A 24,337-nucleotide genomic window follows, 5' to 3' on the forward strand; every position below is an offset into this window, starting at 1 on the left:
ATGAAATTTAGCATTTTACCTCGGCTCCTTTGCGGAAATACCAGATGTAGGTCACAAACAGGCAGGTGACGTAGTAGCCGATGAAACCCCATAGGGCGGTGTCAGCGGCACCGGTTGCTTCAATCGACCAGCCGAAGCATTTGGGCAGTACGAATGCGCCGTAAGCAGCAATGGCCGCGCTGAAACCCAGAACAGGTGCTTTTTCCTTGGGTGGGAAAATCACACCAATCATGCGGAAAACAGATCCGTTGGCGATGCCAGTGGTGGTGAACAGCACCATGAAGCAGGCAAAGAATCCTGCGAATTGTTTGGTCTCTGGTTGGATAAAGTGAATAACGCCAACCACCGCCGCAATCATAACGATGAGGTTCCAGAATGTGACCGATGCGCCACTGGTCTTATCCGACATCCAGCCGCCAACAGGGCGGATGAGCGCACCTAAGAGCGGCCCGATAAACGCATAATCAAGTGGATTGACATCCGTGAACTGGGTTTTGATGAGCAGCGGAAACGCCGCCGCATATCCAATGAACGAACCGAACGACATGACATAAAGCCATGTGGTGAGATACATATGCTTGCGTTTGAAAATGATAAGCTGCTCAGCGAGCGGCGTTTTGGCAGATTTCAAATTATCCATGCCAAATGCAGCAGCGAGGGTGCACAGAATAATTGGAATGACCCAGATAAAACCTGCATTCTGTAGCCATACGGTTTTGGTTGCGCCATCTGCAGCAGTCATGGTTTGCGAAATGCCCCCCAGATCACCAAACACACTGGCACCGATGACCACGGGAACCAGAAATTGGAGCGCGCTAACGCCCAGATTGCCGAGGCCAGCATTCAGCCCCAGCGCAGTTCCTTGCGCCTTTTTCGGAAAGAAAAAGCTGATATTCGACATCGAAGAAGAGAAGTTGCCGCCACCAAAACCGCAGGCCAGCGCCAAAAGCAGCATGGTTTCATAAGGCGTATTCGGGTCTTGCACGGCAAGCCCAATACCAATCGCCGGAATCAGGAGTGTGATGGTGCTTAAGACTGTCCAGTTGCGCCCACCAAAAATAGGTACGACAAACGAATAAATGATCCGCAGCGTCGCGCCCGTAAGCCCTGGCACTGCCGCGAGCGTAAATAACTGCTCTTTAGTGAAATTGAAGCCAACACTATTGAGATTGACGGCGACCGCCGACCAGATCATCCATGTGGCGAACCCTAGAAACAGACAGGGAATCGAAATCCATAGATTGCGGCGTGCGATTTTCTTGCCGTGCTTTTCCCAGAAACTATTCTCTTCGGGGTTCCATTGTTCCAGATGTGTTGACATAAAAAGGCCTTCTTGGGTTTGAGGATTGCTAATGCTTGGGTGCTACATCCAGCTCAGGCAGGAATTTCGGCCCACGCAGTTCGGGGTGTTTCTGTTTTTCCATCAACATGATGGCAAAATGCATCCAGATAAGTGCTGCCGACACCAGCACGAAGAGCAGCATGAAGCAGCTCGTCCAGATGTTGGTGAGGTCATTGAGAATGCCGAATGCTAAGGGTAGGAAGAAACCACCAAGGCCGCCTATCAGCCCAACAATTCCCGCAACAGAGCCGACGTTATCGGGGTAATAGACAGGGATATGCTTATAAACGGCAGCCTTGCCAAACGACATGAATAGACCCAACACGAATATGATCACTGTGAAGGGAACAACGCTAAGCCCCGTGCTGAACTCTATGTTTTCGCCGTTAATGCCGTGAATGACATAATCGGTGGATGGATAGCTGAGGATGAAGCAACAGATGATGCAGACGCTGAACGTCCAGTACATGACTTTGCGCGCACCGTATTTATCCGACATCCAGCCGCCGATAGCGCGGAAAGCCGAAGCGGCGATAGAGAAGCTGGCAGCGAGCATCCCTGCGACTTTAATGTCTAGCCCATACGCTCCGACATAATAGCGCGGCATCCATAAAGCGAGCGCCACAAACGCGCCAAATACGAAGAAATAATAGAGCGAAAAGCGCCATACTTGCAGTTTTTTGAGAGGTGCAAGCGCCATTTTAGTGGTTTTTGCAGGTGCGCCCGTTCTGCGGCGCTCGACTAGCTCAGGCTCATCTTTGGTCATCAGAAACCAGAGGATGGTGGTCACCGCAAGCGCAACTGCCCAGATCTGCGCCACACTATGCCAGCCATAAGCCACCATGATAAATGGCGCACCGAATTTGGTGACGGCAGCACCGATATTTCCCATACCGAAAATGCCAAGCGCGGTGCCTTGCCTGTCTTTGCTGTACCATTTCGAGAGATATGCAATACCCACCACGAATGTACCGCCTGATAGCCCCATGCCAAGTGCCGTGATCAACATCATCTCATAGGTTTCTGCGTAGGTGAGCATCCATGTGGAGGCCGCTGCACAAAGCGAAACCAGCAGCATCACTCTCCGACCGCCAAACTGATCCGCCCAGATGCCTAAAAACAGCCGCACCAGCGATCCGGTGAGGATTGGTGTGCCGATAAGCAGACTAAACTGCGTATCGTTTAGATTCAGCTCCTGTTTAATCTGTACCCCAATAATGGCGAAGATCGTCCAGACGGCAAAGTTCAGCGTAAACTCCAGCGTCGTGCTGTAAAGCGCACGATTTTGCTGGCTGGCAGGGATTGTTTTTAAGTTAACCATAAGAGACCTCACGACCTATTTGTGATGATCCCAGACTGTCCCAACCCCGAGAAAACCTATTTGATCCGTATCAAGTATTTTTAATGGAGGATGATTTTTAATCGGGCTGTGTCATGAAAATGAGGTTGATCTGTGTCAAGCACTCTAGCCGCGCCGTCCTTTGAAACACCTGAGAAACCGCCAACTTGGCTGGGGTTGCAAGCGCCGCGCTATACCAGCTACCCATCGGCGCAGCATTTTCATGCTGGCGTGAATGCGGATCTACATGCGTCGTGGCTTGCCTCCATACGCAAGGATCAAACGGTTTCTGCCTATGTACATATTCCGTTTTGCAGGGAGCTATGCTGGTTTTGCGGTTGCCACACCAAGATGACCTACCGTGATGAACCGATAGAAAAATACGTGCGCGTATTGCTGGATGAGATTGCACTGATTGGAAAGCACGCCGCTGGGAAAGGAATATTGAAGCAGATTCACTTTGGCGGCGGAAGCCCAAGCCTGCTGAACGAATCACAGCTCATGTCAATTTTGTATGCACTGGCATCAGCGTTTGAGTTTGCGCCGCCCGGCGAGCTTGCGATTGAGCTTGATCCGCGCACGACCAGCGAAGAAAAAATAGCGTTTTACGGCAGCCTCGGCTTTACGCGCGTCAGTATGGGAATTCAGGACTTTGATCCAAAGGTGCAGAAGGCGGTGAATCGCATCCAATCGTTTGAGATGGTCGCAGGATTAATGAAGCGACTGCATGAAGCAGGAATTCATCAGATCAACACCGACCTGATTTATGGTCTGCCTTATCAAACCGTGACCAGTTTTGAGCATACATTAAAGCAAACGCTGTCGCTTACACCATCACGCATTGCGCTCTTCTCTTATGCCCATGTGCCGCATATGAAAAAGCATCAGCGCTTAATTGATGAACATGCGCTACCCGATGATCGCACGAAGCTCACGCTTTATCGGATGGCGACAGAGTTTTTGCTCGCAAATGGCTACACAGCGATTGGTATCGACCACTTTGCGCGCGCGGATGACAGCCTCACAGTTGCAGCGAACTCTCATCGCATGCGGCGTAATTTTCAAGGATACGTCACCGATACCACCGATATTTTGCTGGGCTTTGGTACCTCTGCCATTAGTCAGTTTCCGGGCGGGTATACCCAGAATTACAGCGCCACACACGAGTACAGTAAACGGATTGAAGCGGGTCAGCTCGCCACATGCCGAGGCTGGAAAGCGGGCGCACAGGATAGCTTCCGCAAAGAAATTATCGATACGCTAATGTGCTACATGGAGGCCGACATAGGCCAAATTGCTGCTAAGCACGGTCAGGACGCAAATATTTGCGCGCGCGAGCTGACATTGCTGCAGGAATGTGCCTACAGCGATATTGCACATACAAAGGGAAACCTAGTGCAGATTGCCACGCCGTATCGCATGGCATCGCGCGCGGTCGCGGCGGTATTTGATCAGTATCAACTACCTGACTCTGCTCAGTATTCGAGAGTATCCTAACGATGGAGAATCCCACATGAAAAACTTGGATCGTTTTCGTCATGAACATGCAGAAATACTGGGAATTGCGTATGAGATTCGCCATCTGCTGCAACCAGATCACGTGTCAAAAAATGCTGGCATGCTACATGCGCTCCTTGCGCAGTTGACCCGAAAAACCTTGGCGCATCTGCTTCATGAAGACCGCAGCGTTTATCAGGAGCTATTACTCAGCGAACATGAACCCACCAGAATGCTTGCCAGAAATCACGCACAAAGCATGGGTTGCTTTGCGGATAGCCTTAAGCACTATCTAAATGACTGGCCTGATACGCAGACTCTTGCCCGCAAACCAAAGCAATTTTGCGAGCAGACGCAGGCGCTGATTGCGGACCTTGAGCGCCGAATTGATCATGAAGAGCGCGGATTATACCCTTTTTCGGAAGGCCGAGCATGAAGCGCATCGACATACAAATGCCATTCGATCCGCCCTATGGAGAGCGGGCAGAATCCAGTCCAACACTCAAGTTTTCTGAGTGGTATGGGCAAGCGAAATTAAAAGAAAAGCAGGATGTTTCGGCAGTTTGTCTTGCAACTGCCACACGCTGCGGCGCACCTTCCTGCCGCATGGTGCTTTTGAAAGATTTCAGTGAGTCGGGCTTCACCTTCTATACCAATGCACAGAGCCGCAAAGGCTGCGATATCGATGATAATCCGCAGGCAGCCATGTGTTTCTATTGGCCTGAATGCGGCCTTCAGATTCGCGTGGAGGGCTTTGTAACCAACCTGAGCGATACGGAGGCAGATGCGTATTTTAATACGCGCCCTCTCAAATCACGAATCGGGGCATGGGCATCGCAGCAGTCGAGGCCGCTTAAAGACCGATCCGAACTCATGAAGCGCATTGCTTATTACACGGCTAAATGGGCAACGGGAAACGTTGAGAGACCACCGTACTGGAAAGGTTTTCGGATCGTACCTGATTATTTTGAATTTTGGGGTAACGGCGCATATCGCATTCACGAGCGTCACATTTATTACCTGCGTGATGACGATTGGTACGAGGCTATGCTGCAACCTTAAGCAAATGGCGAGCAACACTAATTGGCGTTGGAATGCTTAAGCCTCTATCTCTCGATTCTTTCTCCGTGAGTTTTGCCATCATCATAGATTTGATAGGCAACATACGGTCTGCCGCACGCAGCAGTACTCTTCTGGCAATTTTTGCAGGCATACTGTCGTTGGTGTAAAGGCGCACAATACCGCTAGTGGCCAGATAGAGAGGCTTAGTCGCCTGTTTGTGCTCTCGCTCATAATGCGCCAGCACGGCAGCTGAAGCAATGTCGCTGCCAGTGTTCATAGCGGCTCTGATCGACTCACACAGTGCGTGCGCGCTTTTGAGGCCAAAATTGAATCCATGCGCCGTCACTGGGTGCATCCCCACCGCCGCATCGCCCACCAGCGCAAAACGCTGCGCCACAAAGCGATCCGCATACACACCCACCAGCGGGTATGCAAAGCGTTCGCTATCAAGCCGCATGTTGCCTAGCCGATACTGAAATTGTTTAGCGACCCAAGCATTCAACTCCAGCGCAGATATCTTCATCATTCTTTCAGCTTCAGCAGGCGCAAGGGTAATAATCACCGAAGATCGTTTGCCATTCAATGGCAACACCGCCAGCGTATGTCCATGGTGGAAGCATTCATGCGCCACGCCCTCGTGGCTTAAGTCATGCGCCATCTGGCAAACAATCATCGTTTTGCCAAAATCATGCATTGAAGCAGAGATACCAGCTTTGCGGCGAGTTTCAGAAAAGCGGCTATCCGCAGCGGCGGCGAGTTTAGCATGTATCGCCTGACCGTTTGAAAGCTGAAGTTTGGTTACATAGTCTTCCAGCTCCATCTGCTCCAGACTAACGTTATCCATCAGTGTGATATTGGTATCGTTCTTCACTGCTGCATAGGCGGCTGCGCGGATATGGTGGTTGGATACGATAAATGCCAGCTGATCGGTTTCAGAAGCAGAAAGCCCCATGTAGCGGGGCGATGTTCCGTCAAACACTTTTGCTTCGCGTATGATTGAAATGGCTTCAGGTGGCAGGTATTCCCACATTCCTAATGCATCGAGCATTTTCCGAGAGAAATGTGTGAGTGCAATGTCACGCCCATCAATCGCAGGATTTTCGATTGCTGTGCGGGATTGTTTTTCGATTAACAGCGTAGATAGTCCCAAACCAGAAAGGGTGCGTGCGAAGCAAAGCCCTGCTGGGCCAGCACCGACAATCGCCACATCGTAGGAATTCTGCATGTTTAGCCCTCCATAGTTCTCCCTGAAAATAGGCGCAAGAGGGTAAATTCACTTGATGCAGGTCAACTTCAGAAAGCTGAAAAATTAACGTCCTAAGGTTTGGCCCGCCGCGGGCCGCGGCCCCCCCGAGAAGGGGGCCTGGATTTCTATTTGAGATTTTTGCCGTTACGGCTATAGTCACTGAAAAAATAGCGGAACTATGCCTGATGACCAGTGTGTTATACGATTTTTGTGATTTTATCCATGAAGCCCAGAAGGAACGCGGCTCTGTATCTCTGTATCTGCGAAGCCATGGACAACAGTTTTCCGAGGAGCTGGAATCACAATTTGCGGTCGTTGATACGCGCCTGAAGCCCCTGAACACATTGCCGAAGCAGCAAAATGCTAAGCTGGAGCCATTTTTGCATGCTGCCCATTATTTGGCGGCGAAACGCAAATATATCATTGCGCGGATGATTGAAGCGCCGGAAGCGATCTCTTTTTACAGCCGCGAGATTATTGCCCCTGCCATTGATATTACGCAGGAACTGGCGGTGTTTGATGCCGATAATCAACCTGCCAAAGTTGCGGCACTTATGCATTTTTTGCAGTGGAAAGAGCGTGTTGGGCTTGAACGAGCACTTGGAACGCAACTGCTGACAATGGATTGGAAAGAGTCCCCCGAACTCAGAGAGCGGCTGCAATACATCATTTCCGAGCAGCAAGCCTATGAGCGCATGTTCATGATGCTGGCTGATAGCAAAGGCCGCGAAGCTATCGAGAAGTTGAAGAAGGAAAATGACAGCTTTAAGCGTGTGGAAGAGATTCACTCAGCCCTTAAAAACGGCACTTCTCCACAACTAGAAGCCCTGAACGCAACCGAGTGGTTTAATTTGTTTACCGCAAAAATGGATGTACTGCACGAAGTCAGCCGCATGATGATTAAGCAGCTCTCTAAAGCAGATGAGCCTGCCCAGAAGCTCGCAAAGACGAATGGCAAAGCACCCGAAGCATCTGTGCCAGCCCTCAGTCAGGGCGTTGCAGATGCAAGCGGAATTGAGTCAGGTGTGCGTGCTTATATGGATACGATCAAAGTGCTGCCGCTCTTTGCAGGACTCGATGCCGCCAACTTGAATGATATTCTGAAATATGCCCGCATCACTAATCACAATAAAGGTACCCTCATTTTTATGCAGGGTGAACAGGCTTCACGTTTTTACATCATCTTAGAGGGATGGGTGAAGCTGTTTAAGGGCAATGTTGATGGTCAGGAGTCCATTCTGCAGGTGCTGAGTACGGGCGACAATTTGCTGGAAACCGTCATTTTTAATGATACGCCGCTGCCGGTGAATGCACAAGCAGTCGACAATGTAAAGCTGCTCTCAATTCCAGCCTCAATGATTCGAGAGAAACTTAAGAATAATCATGCATTGGCAGTGAATATGCTTTCCACCGTTTCTGGCAGATCTCAGGCGCTGATTAGCCAGTTTGAGCAACTGACGCTTAAAACCGTGACACAGCGTGTAGGCTGGTTCCTACTGAAGCTGTTCTTAGAAAGCGGTGATCGTACAAAAAATCTCAAGCTGCCTTATGATAAATCGCTGATTGCTGGCTATCTCGGCATGAAACCTGAGACGTTCTCACGCACGCTTCAAACACTCAAAGAGCAAGGCATCGATGTGGAGCGAAGCAGCATCAGTCTGCCCGATGTATTCGCACTATGCGATTTCTGTGATAGTGACCTTGCCGTTCAGTGCAGCCGCCACAATACACCCGAATGCCCAAACCCTGTTTGTATGAATTAGTTTCAGGCAGTTGATCCACATCAATTGCTAAAACGCCTTTCCTTTTTACCCTTCCATCATCCGAAGCCTGAAACGCCTAACGGCTGACATGTGCCAGTCCAAGGATTTCAGGCCGTGGGCATAAGCTCACCGGGTAGCGGCGGAAACGTCTCTGCCTCCCGCGTTTGGAAAGGATATGAAGGTGTTGAAGGATTCATTTGGGAGGAAATTCCCCTATTTAAGACTGTCCGTGACGGAAGTGTGTAACTTCCGCTGCACCTATTGCTTGCCCAATGGCTACCAGAAAACTGACCGTGACTTCCTCACACTCCCTGAGATCACCCGACTTGCAACGGCTTTTGCTGAGCTTGGCACCCATAAAATCCGCCTGACGGGTGGTGAACCAACGGTGCGGAAGGATTTGACCCAGATTGCGCGCGTCGTCAGCAACATTCCGGGCATTCGCACGGTAGCACTCACCACCAACGGCTATAATCTGAAGGAAAATGCCAGAGCCTTCCGCGATGCGGGCATCAATGCACTCAATGTCAGTGTCGATAGCCTTGATAGCGAGCGGTTTCACGCCATCACCGGTCAGGATAAGCTCACGCATGTACTGGAAGGTATCGAAGCGGCAAAAGCGGCAGGATTCACCAATATCAAGATCAACTCGGTGCTTCTCAAAGAAGTGACTGACCACACGCTGCCGGAATTCCTGTTGTGGATTCAGCGAGAGGCACTCTCGGTGCGCTTTATCGAGTTGATGCAAACGGGCGAGAATCTAGCCTTCTTCAAACAACACCATATCGGTGCTGGTGTGATTATTCAGCAGCTCTTAGAGCATGGGTTCGTGCCAGAGCTTCGCAAGCCCGATAGTGGCCCAGCGCAGGAATTTACCCATCCTGACTATGCGGGGAAAATCGGCATCATTGCGCCGTATTCCAAGGATTTCTGCAAAAGCTGTAACCGCCTGCGCGTTACCTCGCGCGGCAAGCTGATGCTCTGCCTGTTTGGCGAAGGCGGCTACGATCTACGCCCATACTTACAAGCCGATGACCAACGCGAAGAACTCATTGATGCCATTGCTTCGGCGCTGCATTTCAAACATGAAACACATTATTTACAGCAAGGAATCACCGGCTCCACGCCGCACCTTGCGACACTCGGAGGATAGATGAAGCCTAGTTTTCAAATGATCGATGTCGGGAATAAACCCATTAAGCACCGTATTGCTGTTGCCAGTGGTGAAATTGTCGTCGGGGCAGAAGCATTTGCGTTGATTCGTGATCGCAAACTACCCAAAGGCGATGTGCTGATGCTGGCGGAAATCGCTGGTATTCAGGGGGCTAAAAAGGCCTACGAGATGATCCCGCTCTGCCACCCGATGGGGTTGGACATGGTGCGTGTTTTCACCGAACTCTTGCCCGAAGTGAATGCCTTGCGTGTGTTTGCGTGGCCTCGGTGCATGCAAAAACCGGCATTGAGATGGAGGTGCTGGCGGGGGTGAACGCCGCGCTGCTCACCATCTGGGATTTGAGCAAGATGATCGAGGCGAATCTTGCCATGCGCGAGATTAAGCTCCTCGCCAAGAAAGGCGGGAAATCTGGCTTGTGGCTGAACCCTGCTGGCGTTCCAGATTGGGTGCTGGAACTGGTGAATCCGCCAGTTGCAAAACTACTAGCAGGCCGTAAAGCCGCCGTGCTTACCTTAAGTGATCGCGCCGCCAAGGGCGAATATGAGGATGTTTCGGGTGCGACGCTCAAAGCCGAATTGGAAGAAGCCGGATGCAGCATTTGCGATTACCAGGTCATTCCTGATGATAAAGACGGTATCGCTGCGACAGTACAGGAAATGGTGACGCGCCACACGCCGCATCTGCTTATCACCACGGGCGGTACGGGTGTTTCGCCCCGCGATTATACACTCGAAGCCTTGTTGCCGCTGTTCGATAAAGTAATCCCTGGCGTAGGAGAATTATTACGTAATCACGGCGCACAGTACACACCACTTTCGTGGAGCAGTCGCGCAGTCGGCGGCATTATCGGCTCTACGCTGGTTATCACGCTACCGGGCAACCCTGCCGCTGTCAGCGAGGGCTTAGGCACCTTGTTGCCGAAACTCATTCCACATCTTATCCGCATTTCAAACGGAGAAAAATAATGATTTCATACGAAGAAGCATTAAAGATTATCACTGGCCAAGCAGGCGCGCCAAAGGTGCAGCAAGTTCCGCTCATGCAGGCATTGGGAAAGATTGCAGCTGAGGACGTGACAAGCCCGATGCAGGTGCCGAGCTTCCGTAATAGCGCGATGGATGGATTCGCCGTGTGTGCGGCGCAGCTCGCAAGCGCCAGCGAACCAAGCCCCGTGACCTTAAAAATTCAGACGGCTATTGCTGCAGGAGATGTGGCTTCTGCCGGACACACGGAGACTGCCGCGCAGATCATGACAGGCGCTATCGTGCCAGAACCCTATGACGCTATTGTGCCAGTGGAGCTAGTGACAGCGAGCGGCGATACGGTGACATTCACCAGACCTGCGCACATGGGCGATCATGTGAGGCTTCCGGGCGAGGATGTGACGAAGGGTCAGTCCGTGTTGCGCCGTGGCGAGACGATTACGCCCGAAACGATTATGCTGCTCTCCAGCTTGGGAATCGTGGAAGTGGCAACTACGCACACGCCAAAACTTCATATCCTCAGCACGGGCAATGAAATCACGGATGATTATGCGACGCAGCTACAAGGCACGCAGATTTACAATTCCAACGTACCGTATTTGCTGGCTGTAGCCAAGCAGCAAGGGCTGGATGCCCAATATGAAGGGATTGTGCGCGATGATCCTGCACTGTTCGAGAGAAAAATTGCTGCGATCAAAGAACCCGCGATACTCATCAGCACGGGCGCGGTCTCGAAGGGTGTATGGGATTTTATCCCTGAGAGTCTGAAAAATATGGGCGCAACAATCCACTTCCACCGCGTCAACATTCGCCCTGGAAAGCCTGTGTTGTTTGCAATATTGCCAAACGGCAGCTTCTATTTTGGCTTGCCGGGGAATCCGATTTCAGCGGCGATTGGCTTTACATTCTTCGTGATGCCGCTGGTGCGAGCACTGCAAGGCCTGCCTGATGCACCGCCGCTCATGGCGACATTGGAAAACAACTTCACCAAGAAAGGTAACTTCCGCCAATTCCTGAAAGCATCAGTCTGGCTGGATGAAACGGGATGCTTGCGCACAAATATCAGCGATGGTCAGGAGTCCTTCAAGATCAGCCCGATGGCCGCGAATAATGCTTGGGTGGTGCTGGAGGAAGAAAAGACAGTGGTCAAAGCGGGTGATCGCGTGTCTGTCGTGCTTTACGCCGCATTAAAAACAACAAGCCGCAACGAGGATAAAACACTATGTCAGGCAGCATAACCCTTACCGTCAATCTCTTCGGTGCGTTTCGTGGGCATGAGAATGGCAAACCACTCACACTTAGCCTGCCACATGGCGCGACGCTGATTGAGGCACGGCGTGCACTCAAAGCCGCACTTGATAACAATCCGCTGATTGATGATTCCGCACTGGCCGATGAAACGCAAATTTTGCCCGAAGATGCGGTATTCGAGCGCGACACCCAGCTCGCCATTCTGCCACCCGTGTGCGGAGGCTGACGATGACGCAATCCATCTATACGGGCATCAGCGAGGAAACACTATCCATCCAAAAAGCCGCCGATTTTGTGGATGCGGCGGAGAATGGCGCGCTGAATATGTTTATCGGCAAAGTGCGCAATCACAATATGGGCAAGGCCGTGAATGCGGTGAGTTACGATGTATTCGCGCCGCTGGCCTGCAATGTGTTTCAGGAAATCTGCGCGGAAGCGACGGCGCAATTCGGCGAGCGTCTGCGGCTTTATATCGAGCATTACAAAGGCAAGCTGGAGATTGGCGGCATTAGCGTCATCATCGCTGTCGGCTCGCCCCACCGCGATGAATCCTTTCAGGCCTGCCGTTACCTGATCGAGCAACTCAAAATCCGCGCGCCGATCTGGAAGCAGGAACATTACGTGGACGGTGTTAGTGAGTGGGTCAAAGGCCATACGCTCTGTGGGCATCACCATGGATGATGTTGCCGCAGTCATACTAGTCGGAGGCAAATCCTCGCGCATGGGGCAGGATAAGGCATTGCTGCCTTACAAGGGCAAGCGGCTGGTGGATGTGGTGGCGGATACGATACGAGCCGCTGGTGTATCGCGTGTTTATGTGAGTGGTAAAATCGCTGATTACCCAAGTTTCCCCGATCTGCTTTCAGAGTGCGGCCCGGTGAGTGGTATCTGTTCTTGTATTTTAAGATTGTCGATAAATTACAAACGGCTGCTTTTTGTGCCGGTTGATATGCCTTACCTGACAGAAGAACTGATTCGACTGCTTGTGGATTGCCCTGCACATAAAACGCACCACATTGAAAATCATCCGCTTCCCTGCATTATTCCGACGGATGAAGCGGCCACACGACATGCAGATAGCTGCATTCAGGAGTTGGTAAAGAAGAAAAAATTGTCCGTAAAAGAATTTTTAGCGAGGCTAAACGCAATATCAGTACCGCTATCAAGGCAGATGGAAAAGGCGCTCACCAACACCAACACGCCGGAAGAATGGCAGGAGGTCATCTCATGAATCTACGCATCAGTGAAAATCAGCTTCGCTTTCGCATCACGCAAGGAGAGACAGAACTATTAAGGCAGGATGGTGTGCTTGCTTTCTCGCTCAATCTCGGCGCGCAGACTGTGGAATATTCCGTGGCACTTGCAGAGATAGAACAAACCTTGGCATTGGACGTACAGAAAACTGCGTGGAAGCTGCTGGTGGATCGCAAAGATTTTAGTCAGTTTCTGGCATCATTGCCCTCACGTGAAGGGATTGAGCAAACGGTCACGATGAATGGCGCTCAGATTGAACTAGTGCTGGAAGTGGATGTCCGGCGTAAACGCTGACGCTGCGCGCGTTGCTCCATTTGTCCTAAAGCAACGAAGCACAACATCACTACTACAGCAAAGCCTGCCAGGAATTCTGGATAAGACCATACGCCATAAGCGAGCGGTTTGGCGCATCCAAGAATGGCACCGTAAATCCAGCAGGCAATATTGACGCTTGCAAGCCGCAGCATTGGCCGAGGATTTCCCAATCTGAGCTTCGGCACCGCGTAACGACGCATGGCCTGCGTGGAAAGAAACCACAGAACAACCACGGTGACCTTGCACCAGAGTTTGGGATTGGCGAGATACGCATCAAATCCCTTTTGCCAAATGCCAAGGCCGATAAGCGCAAAGCCTGAAAGCCATAAATGCACGTCGGCAGAGCGAATCATGCGCGTCCATGTTTTATCGTAGGAAATAATGCCCAGCAGGCTTTTGAGTGAGAAATGGATGTAAATCAGCCCGAACGCGAAGCCCAGCACATGCCAGAAAGCAGAGAGCGTAATCAGAAAGCCGATGACTTCGCTCATGCTAGTTCATCTTTCCATCGCACAATGCCGCCAGTGATGTGGGCAACGTCTCTGAAGCCCAGCGCGACAAGATGAGATGCCGCCGAGAAACTGCGTATGCCATGCTGACAATAGACGATCACGGGAGTGTCTGAAGTAATATCGCCCACCGAATCTTCGTTGGATAGCAATGTGCCAAGCGGTATATGCATCGCCTTTGGAATCCTGCCTGATGCCAGCTCATGTGCCTCGCGCACATCAATAAACACCGCTTTACCCATCCGTTTTGCCGCATCTTCTGCGCTGATATTTTTTACGTCCGTCTTCGCCGCACAACTTTCTTCTGCCTGCTCGAGCACAATATCGCTCGGATTAGCCGAGCATACGGCACATTGATGCCGTTTATTAAGTTTAAGCGTTTTAGTCTGCATGCTGCGTGCATCGAGTATCCAGAGCGTACCCAGCAGCGGCTCCAGATTTTTTTCTTTGCACCACTCCAAGCCCAGCGCCATTTTAATGGCTTCAAGCGCCTGCACGGTTCCGGCGATGCCTGCCATTGCACCAATCACTCCCGCCTCGGCGCAGTTGGGAATATGGCCGCTTGGAGGTTTGGGATACAAACAACGATAACATGGCCCATGACCAGCCCAGAACACCGACACCTGCGCTACAAAGCCCAGTATCGAGCCGTAAACCAGTGGCTTGCCAAACTTCACGCAAGCATCGTTAATCAGAAACTTACTGCTGAAATTATCCGTGCCGTCGATAATGACATCATAATTTTTCAGTAACGCTTCTGCATTCTCTGCACTGAATCGCTCAAAATACGCCTCAATCTGACATTCGGAATTCAGCTCGGCCAGTGCCGCCTTCGCCGCCTCTACCTTCGGCTTTCCCTGATCGGCTTCCTTAAATAACACCTGCCGTTGCAGGTTGCTGATATCCACCGCGTCATCATCCACCAGCCCAATGCAGCCAATGCCCGCCGCCGCCAGATAAAGCAACGCAGGCGAGCCAAGCCCACCCGCGCCGATGCATAGCACCGAGGCGGATTTCAGACGTTCCTGTCCTTCTTGTCCCATTTCGGGAAGGACTGTTTGACGAGCATAACGGTTCATATCCTCACGTTAGAATTCTGGAAGATTCTGGTGATTGATCTGGGTCAACACAATTGAACGAACTAGAAATCAGAAAGCAACCAACTCGTTAACCTCTTGTTAACCAAAGGTTGCATTCTCACTGAAAACAGTTGATCTGAATCAATCCACAAACGCCACGAACTCCATAGGCTTGAATTAACAATAGGGAGTTTTGGCTATGCTGCACGCACACACATCGAATCAACCTGCACCTCAGCAACACCCGCGAGACTGGGCGAAAGCAACTGATAAAGAACTCATTGCCCATGTGCTGGAGCGTTATCATGTCAGGCACCGTGAGCAGTTACCAGAGTTGATTGGACTGGCCGAGAAGGTAGAGCGCGTACATGCCGAGCATCCGGATGTGCCTGTTGGCTTAGCAGCGCATCTCGTGGATATGCTGCAGGAATTGGAAAGTCATATGCAGAAGGAAGAGCACATCCTGTTTCCCATGATTCTGCGTGGTCAGAAAAACATGGCTGTTGGCCCCATCTCCGTGATGGAATCCGAGCATGTTCAGCACATGGAGGCACTTCAGAAAATGCTGATGCTTGCCCATCAACTTCAATTTCCAGAGGCTGCATGTAACAGCTGGCGTACACTTTATGCAGGTGTTGGCGAATTACGCGATGATCTGATGGAGCATATCCGATTGGAAAATGAGTTCCTCTTCAAACAAAGCGCCAGCAGCGCCGAGCATGGTTGCTGCGGCGGGTGCGGCGGCAGGTGATCTATGAGCAGAAGCCAGAGCTTGACAGGAGTTGAGCGTACATTCGCTAAGAATGAGGTGATTGTCAGCAAGACTGACACCAAAGGCATCATCACCTATGCCAATGAGGTTTTCTTGAAACTGGCGGATTATAGCCTTCAGGAGATTCTTGGAAAACCACATAATGTCATACGACATCCAGATATGCCGAAACTGGTCTATAAACTGCTCTGGGAGCGCGTTAAAAGCGGCAAAGAGATATTTGCCTATGTGGTGAATCGCTCAAGGAATGGCGATCATTACTGGGTGTTCGCGCACATCACTCCATCGTTTGATGCCGCAAAGAATATCGTCGGCGCACATTCAAATCGTCGCTGCCCAGACAGACAAGCGATTCAAACGATCACCCCGATTTATCAACTATTGAAACAGGAAGAAGAAAAACACCCCATGGCAAAAGACGGCATGGCGGCTTCACTTGCTCTGCTCAACTCTGTCCTTGCTGAGAAAGGAGTCAGCTATGATGAATTTATCCTCTCTCTCTAAAACGGGGTGGCTTGGCATTTTATCAACCATCGCTATTGTGATTGCACTGTTTCAGACCAACTATGCCGCGCCGCTGCTAAGCGTCGCCGTCATTCTTCTGGGAGCGCAAGCCTATTACATACACAAGATGAAAGTGATGGCGCATGTGATCGCTGAGATTACGGGGCGGTGCGCAGCGGGGGATATGGAATCACGCATTCTGCTACCCAAAGAACGCGGCGATCTGGCTAACATGATCAGCCGCATTAACGACAGCATCGACATGGCTGATGCCTATGTGCGTGAATCGCTGGCGACACTGGAACATGCAGCAGAGGAAAAATACTACCGCAAAATCGTGCTGGTGGGCATGGATGGCTGCTATAAAAATGGTGCCGAAATCATGAATGGCGGCATGGATGCCATTCGCCGCAATATGATTCGCTCCGTACAGAAAGCAGCGAATAAACTCGAGGAAACCGTAAAGAAGACGGCGAATGATCTCGCCGCCTCCACACGCCAGCTGCAAGCAATGTCGGATATGCTATCCACTGTTGCGGAAAAAAGCTCTACGCAGGCAGCCGGTCTTACCAATGCCAGTGATGACGCTTCCAGAAACGTAAGCACCGTCGCGGCGGCTGTGGAAGAGCTATCCGCGTCGATTGGAGAAATTAATCAGCAAATCAACCAATCCAGCACGATTGCACGTCAGGCAACGGATAAAGCAACACAGACGAATACGGTGCTTGCCAACCTGACCACCGGCGCGGAGAAAATTGGCGGGATTATTGACATGATTAACGGGATTGCTGGCCAGATTAATCTTTTGGCTCTCAACGCAACCATTGAGTCTGCTCGCGCGGGAGAAGCTGGCAAGGGCTTTGCAGTTGTCGCCTCTGAAGTAAAAACGCTTGCGAACCAGACCACAAAAGCAACCGTTGAAATCACTGAATATATTAATGCAACACGCGAAGCTATTCACCAGACCACGGCATCGGTAAGAGAAATCGCGACTGTAGTACAAAAAGTCGATGAAATCGCCACCGCCATCGCCGCAGCTATGGAAGAGCAAACAGCAGCCACGCGAGAAATATCAAACTCGATTCAAAAGACGGCCCAGAATACTGCACAGGTTTCAAGCGCAGTGAGTGATATGTCCCTTGCTGCACAACAAACAGGAACGGCAGCAAAAGACATGAAACAGTCGTCTTCGGATTTGACGGCGCAGTCTGGGGTATTACACCGCGAGATTGATAGTTTTATCGCTGAAATTCAGAATGCTGCTTAGCTCCTAAAGGCCACCTAGTGGGTTAACACCTAATAAGTGCTCGTGGAGTAGCAGTGCACATCCATACAGAGCCAAACTGACGACAACTCTCACAAAACCTATCTCCTTGAAGGCACTTACGATAGTGTCTCTTGGCATCTTCACGCATGGGATAATGGAGGTGTTTTTAAGCAATGCTGGGGATGATTGCTTCATCTGCAGGGTATTTTTAACCATCGCAAAAACCGCAATGACAAGCATGCACACAAACAGCAGGACGCGTTTTGTATCTCCAATGCTTAAGAGGTGTAGCAACGCCCAAAGCACAATCCCAACGCTTCCCGGAAAGCGACTCACGCGGTAAATACCATATGGCACCGATGTTTTTGGGTATGGCGAACTAATGCGGCAAACCATAAAGAAAAAGGCAATCAGCATGCAGACAACGACCCATGGCCTTATGGCCAATGCCGGCTCATAAAGCGGTATATAGTCATCAAACTGCTGGTAGCTGTGAATCACCGCAAACAATGCGGCCAAGGAAATAGCGGAATACAGCGTATAAAAAACTGGTTTGGGAAAGAAGCCGACCAGCTTTTTTCTGACCTGCGGCCATGAGAGTAGCGCATGTGATAAAAAGAGTAGCGTAAGGCTGATGATATAGTGTGTCATGGCGATAAATTAGTCGATTCTAGGGGCTTGCATTTGACCTGCATCAGTTTTTATTCTGTGCTGCTATGCAATATAGCCTACGAAAAAACATAAAAGAAACACCATGACACCAGAAGAACTCATTCTTACCGCTCTGATTTTTATCGCTGCTACGCTTTATTCCAGCGTGGGTCATGCAGGAGCATCCGGCTATCTGGCGGCGATGGCCTTGTTCGGGCTTGCCCCCGAAACCATGCGCCCCACCGCTCTTGCGCTGAATGTACTGGTGGCCTCACTTGCAACCTATCGCTACGCGCGCGCAGGCCAAAATGACTTGAAGCTGCTGATACCATTTGTGGTGGCCTCCATACCCGCTGCGTTTGTCGGAGGGATGATCCATATACCACCTGCTTTTTATAAACCTCTGATTGGAATCATATTACTACTCTCGGCATTTCAACTTTTACGTACTGCTAAAACATCAAAACAAAAAGATCGGAAGGTGCAGCGACCTCCGCTTGCAGCATCACTCGCCACAGGCGCAGGACTTGGGTTGCTTGCGGGACTAAGCGGCACAGGTGGCGGCATTTTCCTTAGCCCATTGCTGTTATTCATGGGCTGGGCACCTACGCGCAATGTGTCGGGAGTTGCAGCCAGTTTTATTCTCGTTAATTCTATTTCGGGACTTCTTGGGAATATATCTTCGCTTCAGGCTTTGCCATCAGCACTTTCGGTGTGGGCAGGCGCAGTGCTGCTTGGTGGACTTGTAGGCACACAGCTTGGCACACGCACTCTTACCATCCCAGGCATCCGCATCATGCTGGCGCTGGTATTGGTGATAGCGGGTGGGAAGATGCTTCTGGCATAAAAAGCCCCGCAAGAAGGCGGGGTTTAAAATTAATACAAAAAACACTTTCCGCTGATCTTCGTCGGATGAGTCCTCCAAGTTTTTTACCGACAGCCCACAACCGATTGGTTGCTTATCACCACGTCATCCAGCGTATGCTGGTCAAGTGTGTTAATAAAAACCTTGCTTGCATCTGCCAGAAAATGCTTCAGCTTACAAGCGCTGACGACCGTGCATGTATTGGCTGCACGGTTGAAGCATTCCACCAGATACATGTTCGGCTCCAGTGCGAGAACAAGATCGCCTAAGCATAGTTCTTGAGGTTTACACGCCAGTCGAATGCCGCCGCCTTTGCCTTTGCTGCTGGTAACGTAGCCAAGCTGGGCAAGGCGATGCGCCACCTTCACCAGATGGTTTCTGGAGATGGCGTAATGCTCGGCTATTTCACGCACGCTGCATAATCTATCCGGCTGGGCGGCCAGATACATCAGGCTTCGCAAGCCGTAATCGGTAAATTGGGTGAGTTGCATAATCGCCTTGTAAATATCTGAGAAGTGATCATAACCATAATATGTATTTTATCTACATATTATAAAGGAGATGCCATGTTAGACGAAAAAACCATTGCGATTGTTAAATCCACCGCACCCGTGCTGGCCGAGCATGGTGAAACCCTGACGCGGCATTTTTACAAGCGTATGTTCGCGCATAATCCGGAAGTAGCCCCGTTTTTTAATCCGGCGAATCAAACCGCAGGCAAACAGCAACGCGCCTTAGCTGGCGCGATTACGGCATATGCCGCTAACATAGACAATCTGGAAGTATTGGGTAGCGCAGTAGAGCTAATCGCACAAAAGCACGCATCGTTGATGATTAAGCCAGAGCATTACCCGATTGTGGGGGAAAACCTGCTTGCATCCATTCGCGAAGTGCTAGGCGAAGCAGCAACGGATGACATTATCAACGCATGGGCTGCTGCCTATGGTTTCCTTGCCGACATTCTGATTGGTCGTGAAAAACAAATTTATGATGAAAACGCCAAAAAGCCGGGTGGATGGGAAGGCTTTAAGTCATTCCGAGTGAGTCGTAAGGAAAAAGAAAGCAGCAACATTACCTCGTTCTATCTGGTTGCCGCCGACGGCGCACCGCTTCCTGCATTCAAGCCGGGGCAATATATCACCGTGCGGGTCAAAACCCCGGATGGCCAAACCACCATGCGTAATTACAGCCTGTCTGACAAACCGGATCAGCCGCATTTCCGCATCAGCGTGAAACGCGAGCTTCCGCCTGAAGCAAACACGCCAGCCGGTTATGTTTCCAACATGCTGCACGACAAAGTGGAACCGGGCGATACGATTGAACTCGCGCCGCCGTGCGGGGAGTTCTTCCTCGATGTAACCGAGAAGCACGAACGCCCATTGGTACTGCTTGCCGCTGGCGTTGGCATTACGCCGATCATGAGCATTTTGCTTTCGGCGCTGGAGGCATTTCCTAAACGCGACATCATTTTCGTCCATGCCGTGTTGAACGAAAGCGTGCAGGCTTTTGGCAAAACGGTGGATACGCTTGCACAGCAGCACGCAAATCTGAAAATCTATCATCGCTACAGTGATGCCGGAGAACGTACAGGCAATGCCAGTACCGGCTTTGTCACTGCGGAGTATATCGAAGGGTTATTGCCAGCGCGGGATGCGGACTATTATTTCTGCGGACCACAGCCCTTCATGGTGTCCATCTATCACGACCTGATAAAATGGGGCATCCCGGCATCGCAGGTGCATTTCGAGTTCTTCGGACCGCGTCAGGAACTGGAAAAGGCTGCTTAGAAGCGGTTAAAGCTGGCTAGGTTGTGGGTTTAATACCGCACTTGCTATGATGCGTAATGCTTGGTCTCTGCCTGTCTCCGCTTTACCAGCCCGCGCAGCTTCTTCCTGCCAGCCCAGACCCAGCGTAGAAATTCGGCTGGCACGTCATCATGTTCTTCGCGGTTTACTTTGCGGCGGAGGGTGGAGCGTTGGAGCGCCCCACCGCCCAGATTGAACGTGAATGACACCAGCGCATCGAACTGGCCGTTGGTGAGTGGCACGGTGATCAGGCGCAGCACCGAACGCTCGGCGGCTTCCACATCCTTGTTCAATAACGCGATAGCAGCCTCGTGGCTGATACCGCGCCGAAACATCTCCGCTTCATTCGGACGCAGCAAATGCCCGTAGCCAATCGTGGGCAGGCCTGCCGCATCCACATAGATCGTCGGAGAAAAGCCTTCGAAGCGCTTAATCAGGCTCAGGCCTTCTTGTGTGACGTGTCTCATTTCCCACCCCGAACTTTAGCCATAGCGCGTTGGCCGAAATAAAAGCTGATGATGCCTGCGAAAATCGCCTGGTCTTCAGCCGTCCATAGCAACCACGGAAGATCTGCCGAAAACTGCATCACCTTCACCAGCGCATAGAGAATGAAGAAGCTGTAAGCGATGACGGGGCGCACGGTGCCGTTGAGTGCGTCCACCCAGCGAATGCCTGTGTTGTACGTCCGATAAAGAGCTTGGGATTCGGCGATGTCGGCGTTCACTTGGATTTCTTCCAGCCGCTGGGAAGCCCCGAGCTTCTGCTGCTCCATCTGCATCTCTAAGATTTTAAGCTCGTGCTTGCGATCCTGCGCGTCGCGGAACAGTTTTAAGAAATCAGGAAAGGCTGCAGACAGGAAGCCGAGTAAAGAACCGAGTAGCGTAATCATAAGAACCTCCATTATTTCCAGGAAAGATGACCAGCGGCGAAGCTGAGAAAGGCCACCAAGCCCGTCCATAAGCCGCCAACGATCAACAGCGTGCGCAGGCTGCCCTTGCCCTGGTTGGCCAGCGCGGTGAGCGACTTCACTTCCTCTGCCAACACATCAACCGTTTTGGTGAGTGTTTGGATCTGCGCATTCATCACAGCCAGCTGTGAGCGCACATCAATATCGTCGCTTGGTGACATGGTTCCTCCTTAAGTTTGGGCATAAAAAAACCGCCTCAAAGGGCGGTGTTTCATTTTGGGATTTGTGGGTGTCTTGGGGGTATTTTGAGAAGTTTTTACTCAAAATAGCCGTTGATCATCACCAACCCACGGATGATCTGGGATGCGGTGGCGGTTGCCACCGGTATGCGAAGGATGACATGGGCAAAAGTGCCTGCCGCCACATAGAGCGGTGCATCAAGGTTCACGTCGATGGGTGTTAATGCGCCACCAATCGGCGTTCCCACCGGCATGGACTGGATACCCAGCGGCACCCGGCGCGGCGAGCGTGTGCCTGCGGTGTTGGAATCCGCTGTGGCAAGCGACACGGCGGTGGAGCCAATGCCCAATGCCCATTGTAAAAGCGTGGGTGTGGTGGCAGAAGCCGCGCCCATATTGAAAGTTTCAATCCGCACCCCACGGATCACCAGATTGCGGTTGCCGCCACCGGCTGCCGCTACTGGAACCTGAAAGGCAAAGAGCGCGTAATCGGTTTCCGCACCGGCCACGGCTGCAAACTGAAACTGGCCGCCCAGCGTGGTGTAGCCCGCCGCCGTATTGGAAAGCGTGGCGGATACCGGCGCTGCGCTGTTGGCATAGTTGGCAGACTGCGCCACCGCTGCGCCGCGTGGGTTGTTGTAGCTGCCACACTCTGCGCCAGCCATTGCCGTAGGCCAGAGGCGGTTTAGTGCCAGATCACGGGCAATCACCGATACATCGGCCACTTCCATGCGCTGAGCGGTGCCGGTTGCGGCGGCATTGTAGCAGCGCATGAGCAGCGGCTGCCAGCGTGACAGCGATACGGCGGCGGCAGTATTTGGTGACAGGATCACGCCTTCTAATACCCCGTCGATAAAGAACTCGATCCGATCCTGATCAATCACGATGCGGTAGTGGCTCACTTGTCCGGCCACGGGCGAAGGCATCGGCGCGGTGGTTGTTTCCGTGCCGTTGATATTCATCACGCCCACCAGCACGCCAGCGGTGTTGAGTTTGAAATATACCCCATCCGTTGGCGTGGCAGTCGTTGCGGCAAAACCAACACCGAACTCGCAGACATTGTTGGCGATGGGATTATTGGCAAAGCGCTGCCTGAAGGCAACTTCCAGTGATCCTGCCGGATGCAGTGGGAAAGTTCGGAAGGTTTGCGCCCGTGCTACCGCTGCCGATGCGACCGAGTTACCAGCATTTAGCACCAGAAAGCCGCCTGTCATGGCGATGGTGGCCGTCACGCTGACAAATTGATAGGCACTGCCATCCACCACCGTGTGATTGAAGGTATCCGCCCAGTAGATATTATCCACGCCCACGCGCAGGCGGCCATCGGTTGAAACCCGTGCGGCACGAACCAGTCGCGGCTCGCCGCTTTGCCCATCGTGAGATTCCCCGGCAAGCACCGAGTAGCCAGCATCCACCAGCTCCATCGGCAGGTTGATCTTCAGACGTTTATTGGCGTCCACCGATGCAAGATCGGCAGAATCACCCGATTTGAGAATGATGCTCATGCTATAACCCCATTATGTTGATGTTGTACCGTCCCCAGCTGCCACCCGGCGCATGGGCAATCACGTCGAAACCAGAACCTTCCACCAGATTGCAGGCCGTGGCCGTAATGCCTTCGAGCGCCCCATCTTCGGGATCATGATCCGCTGATCCTGACGCCACCGCGCAGAGGATCACTGACCCGCTTGCCACCCATGCAGCAGACACCGATGCACGGGCGAAGTTGCTTTCCCCACCGGATGCGTGGCCAAAGTCCACCTGCGCCAGCGCCGTGTTTGGCATGGCCGATTGATCTGCCTTGGTATCGAGCGCGGTTTGTAGCCCTGCGACATCGGCAATCGTGTGTCCGTGGCTGGTACTTGCCTTTGCATCCAGTGCCGCCTGAAGCCCTGCGACATCCGCCACGCTATGCCCGTGTGCTGCGTTTGCTTTGCCAGCCAGCTCGGCATCCACCTGCACCTTGGTGTAATAGCGCACATCGCCACGCGCATCGGTGTGGTATTGGGGATGATCATCGGCCTCCAGCCCGTTCAGGCTGGCGTGGTCAATATCTCCGCCGGTGCCGTGTGGTCCCTGCGTTCCAACCGTCACCACTTGCACTTTCGGCTCGGTGACTTTGACGATATGGATCACTTCGTTAATGGTGACTACTTCCGTCATCGCGTTACCTCCGGGCTGATGATCACCAGCCCTTCCAGCAAGCGAGTGACGTTCGCGCCTGAGACAAGCTCAAGGTCATACACGCCGCTGATGGCGGTAATGGTTGTGGTTTGTGTGGCACTGGCCAGTAGCTGGATGGTTCCCGCCACCCCGCCGAGGGTGATGCCGCCGTTTTCCGTGGTGAGTGTTAGGAACGGATCAGCGGCTTCGAGTGTTTCACGCATGTGCATCCGGGCGGTGAAGCCAGTCAGGTTCACAGGCGTGCCGCTTTCGTCCTTCCATTCGATCTGCTCGCTGAACGTCGCGCCGCGATACACATAGAAATTATGCTTGGCTGGGTGTGTGGTCAT

At 51.9% G+C, this 24,337-nt stretch carries 30 protein-coding genes and 1 riboswitch; of the genes, 17 read left to right on the plus strand and 13 right to left on the minus strand.

The genetic code is table 11. The features are described from left to right. Positions 1–7: 7 nt before the first annotated feature. Together IPP74_10685 and IPP74_10690 are read right to left on the minus strand one after the other, a co-directional pair. A complete protein-coding gene (locus tag IPP74_10685; GenBank protein MBL0319735.1) occupies positions 8–1,321 on the minus strand; it encodes a NarK family nitrate/nitrite MFS transporter in 1,314 nt (437 codons plus the stop codon). Positions 1,322–1,349: 28 nt separating this feature from the next. Further along, positions 1,350–2,663 carry a NarK/NasA family nitrate transporter gene (locus IPP74_10690; protein MBL0319736.1) on the minus strand — a complete coding sequence of 438 codons (1,314 nt, stop codon included), beginning with the start codon at positions 2,661–2,663 and terminating at the stop codon, positions 1,350–1,352. Positions 2,664–2,795: 132 nt separating this feature from the next. On the opposite strand from IPP74_10690, the gene hemN reads away from it, so the two are divergent. Genes hemN through pdxH form a run of 3 tightly spaced genes read left to right on the plus strand, consistent with a single transcriptional unit; the run spans position 2,796 to position 5,240 of the window. Further along, positions 2,796–4,178 (plus strand): oxygen-independent coproporphyrinogen III oxidase, encoded by a 1,383-nt coding sequence (gene hemN / locus IPP74_10695; GenBank protein ID MBL0319737.1) that lies wholly within the window; start codon positions 2,796–2,798, stop codon positions 4,176–4,178. 16 nt (positions 4,179–4,194) lie between these two features. Further along, entirely contained in the window at positions 4,195–4,614 is a 420-nt protein-coding gene (locus IPP74_10700) for a hemerythrin domain-containing protein (protein MBL0319738.1), read from the plus strand. Between the two features lie 17 nt (positions 4,615–4,631). Further along, complete coding sequence (pdxH, locus tag IPP74_10705; protein MBL0319739.1) at positions 4,632–5,240, plus strand: pyridoxamine 5'-phosphate oxidase; 609 nt, start codon at positions 4,632–4,634, stop codon at positions 5,238–5,240. Here the strand turns inward: pdxH and ubiM are convergent. Further along, entirely contained in the window at positions 5,224–6,465 is a 1,242-nt protein-coding gene (ubiM, locus tag IPP74_10710; GenBank protein MBL0319740.1) for a 5-demethoxyubiquinol-8 5-hydroxylase UbiM, read from the minus strand. The two genes, pdxH and ubiM, sit on opposite strands and share 17 nt — an antisense overlap. 206 nt (positions 6,466–6,671) lie before the next feature. Between ubiM and IPP74_10715 the strand changes: the two genes are divergently transcribed. The 9 genes from IPP74_10715 to IPP74_10755 all read left to right on the plus strand — a co-directional run bounded on the left by IPP74_10715 (position 6,672) and on the right by IPP74_10755 (position 13,205). Beyond that, positions 6,672–8,249 (plus strand): nitrate- and nitrite sensing domain-containing protein, encoded by a 1,578-nt coding sequence (locus IPP74_10715; protein ID MBL0319741.1) that lies wholly within the window; start codon positions 6,672–6,674, stop codon positions 8,247–8,249. 46 nt (positions 8,250–8,295) lie between these two features. After that, positions 8,296–8,437: riboswitch (molybdenum cofactor riboswitch) on the plus strand. After that, entirely contained in the window at positions 8,425–9,402 is a 978-nt protein-coding gene (moaA, locus tag IPP74_10720; protein ID MBL0319742.1) for a GTP 3',8-cyclase MoaA, read from the plus strand. Its footprint overlaps the riboswitch before it by 13 nt. Further along, positions 9,403–9,735 (plus strand): hypothetical protein, encoded by a 333-nt coding sequence (locus tag IPP74_10725; protein MBL0319743.1) that lies wholly within the window; start codon positions 9,403–9,405, stop codon positions 9,733–9,735. Further along, entirely contained in the window at positions 9,681–10,388 is a 708-nt protein-coding gene (locus IPP74_10730) for a bifunctional molybdenum cofactor biosynthesis protein MoaC/MoaB (GenBank protein ID MBL0319744.1), read from the plus strand. Before IPP74_10725 ends, IPP74_10730 begins: the two co-directional genes overlap by 55 nt. Continuing rightward, positions 10,388–11,644, plus strand: coding sequence for a molybdopterin molybdotransferase MoeA (locus tag IPP74_10735; protein MBL0319745.1), 1,257 nt, complete (start codon positions 10,388–10,390; stop codon positions 11,642–11,644). The genes IPP74_10730 and IPP74_10735 overlap by 1 nt, the downstream gene beginning before the upstream one ends. After that, entirely contained in the window at positions 11,629–11,883 is a 255-nt protein-coding gene (locus tag IPP74_10740) for a hypothetical protein (GenBank protein MBL0319746.1), read from the plus strand. The genes IPP74_10735 and IPP74_10740 overlap by 16 nt, the downstream gene beginning before the upstream one ends. A 2-nt stretch (positions 11,884–11,885) precedes the next feature. Beyond that, positions 11,886–12,338, plus strand: coding sequence for a molybdenum cofactor biosynthesis protein MoaE (locus IPP74_10745; GenBank protein MBL0319747.1), 453 nt, complete (start codon positions 11,886–11,888; stop codon positions 12,336–12,338). Then, a complete protein-coding gene (locus tag IPP74_10750) occupies positions 12,331–12,888 on the plus strand; it encodes a molybdenum cofactor guanylyltransferase (protein ID MBL0319748.1) in 558 nt (185 codons plus the stop codon). Before IPP74_10745 ends, IPP74_10750 begins: the two co-directional genes overlap by 8 nt. Further along, positions 12,885–13,205, plus strand: coding sequence for a hypothetical protein (locus tag IPP74_10755; protein ID MBL0319749.1), 321 nt, complete (start codon positions 12,885–12,887; stop codon positions 13,203–13,205). Before IPP74_10750 ends, IPP74_10755 begins: the two co-directional genes overlap by 4 nt. Here IPP74_10755 and IPP74_10760 read toward each other — a convergent pair. Both IPP74_10760 and IPP74_10765 read right to left on the minus strand, forming a co-directional pair. Beyond that, positions 13,160–13,717 (minus strand): hypothetical protein, encoded by a 558-nt coding sequence (locus IPP74_10760; protein MBL0319750.1) that lies wholly within the window; start codon positions 13,715–13,717, stop codon positions 13,160–13,162. The genes IPP74_10755 and IPP74_10760 overlap by 46 nt on opposite strands. After that, complete coding sequence (locus IPP74_10765; GenBank protein ID MBL0319751.1) at positions 13,714–14,814, minus strand: HesA/MoeB/ThiF family protein; 1,101 nt, start codon at positions 14,812–14,814, stop codon at positions 13,714–13,716. Before IPP74_10765 ends, IPP74_10760 begins: the two co-directional genes overlap by 4 nt. Before the next feature lie 199 nt (positions 14,815–15,013). On the opposite strand from IPP74_10765, the gene IPP74_10770 reads away from it, so the two are divergent. From IPP74_10770 to IPP74_10780, 3 genes are read left to right on the plus strand one after another with little or no spacing between them, the layout of a single operon-like run. Next, positions 15,014–15,565, plus strand: coding sequence for a hemerythrin domain-containing protein (locus IPP74_10770; protein MBL0319752.1), 552 nt, complete (start codon positions 15,014–15,016; stop codon positions 15,563–15,565). A gap of 3 nt (positions 15,566–15,568) precedes the next feature. Beyond that, entirely contained in the window at positions 15,569–16,090 is a 522-nt protein-coding gene (locus IPP74_10775; protein MBL0319753.1) for a PAS domain-containing protein, read from the plus strand. After that, positions 16,065–17,357, plus strand: a complete 1,293-nt coding sequence (locus IPP74_10780; GenBank protein ID MBL0319754.1) for a methyl-accepting chemotaxis protein — start codon at positions 16,065–16,067, stop codon at positions 17,355–17,357. Before IPP74_10775 ends, IPP74_10780 begins: the two co-directional genes overlap by 26 nt. A gap of 3 nt (positions 17,358–17,360) precedes the next feature. Here IPP74_10780 and IPP74_10785 read toward each other — a convergent pair whose 3' ends face one another. Continuing rightward, complete coding sequence (locus IPP74_10785) at positions 17,361–18,008, minus strand: hypothetical protein (protein MBL0319755.1); 648 nt, start codon at positions 18,006–18,008, stop codon at positions 17,361–17,363. Positions 18,009–18,111: 103 nt separating this feature from the next. On the opposite strand from IPP74_10785, the gene IPP74_10790 reads away from it, so the two are divergent. After that, the gene (locus tag IPP74_10790; protein MBL0319756.1) at positions 18,112–18,855 is read left to right on the plus strand and encodes a sulfite exporter TauE/SafE family protein; all 744 of its coding nucleotides are present in this window, start codon (positions 18,112–18,114) and stop codon (positions 18,853–18,855) included. 83 nt (positions 18,856–18,938) lie between these two features. Here IPP74_10790 and IPP74_10795 read toward each other — a convergent pair whose 3' ends face one another. Beyond that, positions 18,939–19,364, minus strand: coding sequence for an Rrf2 family transcriptional regulator (locus IPP74_10795; GenBank protein ID MBL0319757.1), 426 nt, complete (start codon positions 19,362–19,364; stop codon positions 18,939–18,941). Positions 19,365–19,439: 75 nt separating this feature from the next. On the opposite strand from IPP74_10795, the gene hmpA reads away from it, so the two are divergent. Then, a complete protein-coding gene (gene hmpA, locus IPP74_10800; protein MBL0319758.1) occupies positions 19,440–20,660 on the plus strand; it encodes an NO-inducible flavohemoprotein in 1,221 nt (406 codons plus the stop codon). A 44-nt stretch (positions 20,661–20,704) separates the two neighbouring features. On the opposite strand, the gene IPP74_10805 is transcribed toward hmpA, so the two are convergent. The 6 genes from IPP74_10805 to IPP74_10830 all read right to left on the minus strand — a co-directional run bounded on the left by IPP74_10805 (position 20,705) and on the right by IPP74_10830 (position 24,337). Continuing rightward, a complete protein-coding gene (locus IPP74_10805) occupies positions 20,705–21,145 on the minus strand; it encodes a lysozyme (GenBank protein MBL0319759.1) in 441 nt (146 codons plus the stop codon). Further along, positions 21,142–21,450 (minus strand): hypothetical protein, encoded by a 309-nt coding sequence (locus tag IPP74_10810; GenBank protein MBL0319760.1) that lies wholly within the window; start codon positions 21,448–21,450, stop codon positions 21,142–21,144. Before IPP74_10810 ends, IPP74_10805 begins: the two co-directional genes overlap by 4 nt. Before the next feature lie 128 nt (positions 21,451–21,578). Continuing rightward, on the minus strand, positions 21,579–21,806 hold the full coding sequence (locus IPP74_10815; GenBank protein MBL0319761.1) for a hypothetical protein: 228 nt from the start codon (positions 21,804–21,806) through the stop codon (positions 21,579–21,581). Between the two features lie 95 nt (positions 21,807–21,901). Continuing rightward, the gene (locus IPP74_10820) at positions 21,902–23,329 is read right to left on the minus strand and encodes a hypothetical protein (GenBank protein ID MBL0319762.1); all 1,428 of its coding nucleotides are present in this window, start codon (positions 23,327–23,329) and stop codon (positions 21,902–21,904) included. A 1-nt stretch (position 23,330) separates the two neighbouring features. Next, a complete protein-coding gene (locus IPP74_10825) occupies positions 23,331–23,987 on the minus strand; it encodes a hypothetical protein (GenBank protein ID MBL0319763.1) in 657 nt (218 codons plus the stop codon). Continuing rightward, positions 23,984–24,337, minus strand: a complete 354-nt coding sequence (locus IPP74_10830; GenBank protein MBL0319764.1) for a hypothetical protein — start codon at positions 24,335–24,337, stop codon at positions 23,984–23,986. Before IPP74_10830 ends, IPP74_10825 begins: the two co-directional genes overlap by 4 nt.

This window comes from Alphaproteobacteria bacterium, from assembly GCA_016722515.1.
Lineage (GTDB): Bacteria > Pseudomonadota > Alphaproteobacteria > Rickettsiales > JADKJE01 > JADKJE01.

Excerpts from the sequence above, each read along its gene's own strand:
- IPP74_10685 (MBL0319735.1), bottom strand. The coding sequence starts at position 1,321 with ATGTCAACACATCTGGAACAATGGAACCCCGAAGAGAATAGTTTCTGG.
- IPP74_10690 (MBL0319736.1), bottom strand. The coding sequence starts at position 2,663 with ATGGTTAACTTAAAAACAATCCCTGCCAGCCAGCAAAATCGTGCGCTT.
- IPP74_10700 (MBL0319738.1), top strand. The coding sequence starts at position 4,195 with ATGAAAAACTTGGATCGTTTTCGTCATGAACATGCAGAAATACTGGGA.
- pdxH (MBL0319739.1), top strand. The coding sequence starts at position 4,632 with ATGCCATTCGATCCGCCCTATGGAGAGCGGGCAGAATCCAGTCCAACA.
- ubiM (MBL0319740.1), bottom strand. The coding sequence starts at position 6,465 with ATGCAGAATTCCTACGATGTGGCGATTGTCGGTGCTGGCCCAGCAGGG.
- IPP74_10715 (MBL0319741.1), top strand. The coding sequence starts at position 6,672 with ATGACCAGTGTGTTATACGATTTTTGTGATTTTATCCATGAAGCCCAG.
- moaA (MBL0319742.1), top strand. The coding sequence starts at position 8,425 with ATGAAGGTGTTGAAGGATTCATTTGGGAGGAAATTCCCCTATTTAAGA.
- IPP74_10725 (MBL0319743.1), top strand. The coding sequence starts at position 9,403 with ATGAAGCCTAGTTTTCAAATGATCGATGTCGGGAATAAACCCATTAAG.
- IPP74_10735 (MBL0319745.1), top strand. The coding sequence starts at position 10,388 with ATGATTTCATACGAAGAAGCATTAAAGATTATCACTGGCCAAGCAGGC.
- IPP74_10740 (MBL0319746.1), top strand. The coding sequence starts at position 11,629 with ATGTCAGGCAGCATAACCCTTACCGTCAATCTCTTCGGTGCGTTTCGT.
- IPP74_10745 (MBL0319747.1), top strand. The coding sequence starts at position 11,886 with ATGACGCAATCCATCTATACGGGCATCAGCGAGGAAACACTATCCATC.
- IPP74_10750 (MBL0319748.1), top strand. The coding sequence starts at position 12,331 with ATGGATGATGTTGCCGCAGTCATACTAGTCGGAGGCAAATCCTCGCGC.
- IPP74_10755 (MBL0319749.1), top strand. The coding sequence starts at position 12,885 with ATGAATCTACGCATCAGTGAAAATCAGCTTCGCTTTCGCATCACGCAA.
- IPP74_10760 (MBL0319750.1), bottom strand. The coding sequence starts at position 13,717 with ATGAGCGAAGTCATCGGCTTTCTGATTACGCTCTCTGCTTTCTGGCAT.
- IPP74_10765 (MBL0319751.1), bottom strand. The coding sequence starts at position 14,814 with ATGAACCGTTATGCTCGTCAAACAGTCCTTCCCGAAATGGGACAAGAA.
- IPP74_10770 (MBL0319752.1), top strand. The coding sequence starts at position 15,014 with ATGCTGCACGCACACACATCGAATCAACCTGCACCTCAGCAACACCCG.
- IPP74_10775 (MBL0319753.1), top strand. The coding sequence starts at position 15,569 with ATGAGCAGAAGCCAGAGCTTGACAGGAGTTGAGCGTACATTCGCTAAG.
- IPP74_10780 (MBL0319754.1), top strand. The coding sequence starts at position 16,065 with ATGATGAATTTATCCTCTCTCTCTAAAACGGGGTGGCTTGGCATTTTA.
- IPP74_10785 (MBL0319755.1), bottom strand. The coding sequence starts at position 18,008 with ATGACACACTATATCATCAGCCTTACGCTACTCTTTTTATCACATGCG.
- IPP74_10790 (MBL0319756.1), top strand. The coding sequence starts at position 18,112 with ATGACACCAGAAGAACTCATTCTTACCGCTCTGATTTTTATCGCTGCT.
- IPP74_10795 (MBL0319757.1), bottom strand. The coding sequence starts at position 19,364 with ATGCAACTCACCCAATTTACCGATTACGGCTTGCGAAGCCTGATGTAT.
- hmpA (MBL0319758.1), top strand. The coding sequence starts at position 19,440 with ATGTTAGACGAAAAAACCATTGCGATTGTTAAATCCACCGCACCCGTG.
- IPP74_10805 (MBL0319759.1), bottom strand. The coding sequence starts at position 21,145 with ATGAGACACGTCACACAAGAAGGCCTGAGCCTGATTAAGCGCTTCGAA.
- IPP74_10810 (MBL0319760.1), bottom strand. The coding sequence starts at position 21,450 with ATGGAGCAGCAGAAGCTCGGGGCTTCCCAGCGGCTGGAAGAAATCCAA.
- IPP74_10815 (MBL0319761.1), bottom strand. The coding sequence starts at position 21,806 with ATGTCACCAAGCGACGATATTGATGTGCGCTCACAGCTGGCTGTGATG.
- IPP74_10820 (MBL0319762.1), bottom strand. The coding sequence starts at position 23,329 with ATGAGCATCATTCTCAAATCGGGTGATTCTGCCGATCTTGCATCGGTG.
- IPP74_10825 (MBL0319763.1), bottom strand. The coding sequence starts at position 23,987 with ATGACGGAAGTAGTCACCATTAACGAAGTGATCCATATCGTCAAAGTC.
- IPP74_10830 (MBL0319764.1), bottom strand. The coding sequence starts at position 24,337 with ATGACCACACACCCAGCCAAGCATAATTTCTATGTGTATCGCGGCGCG.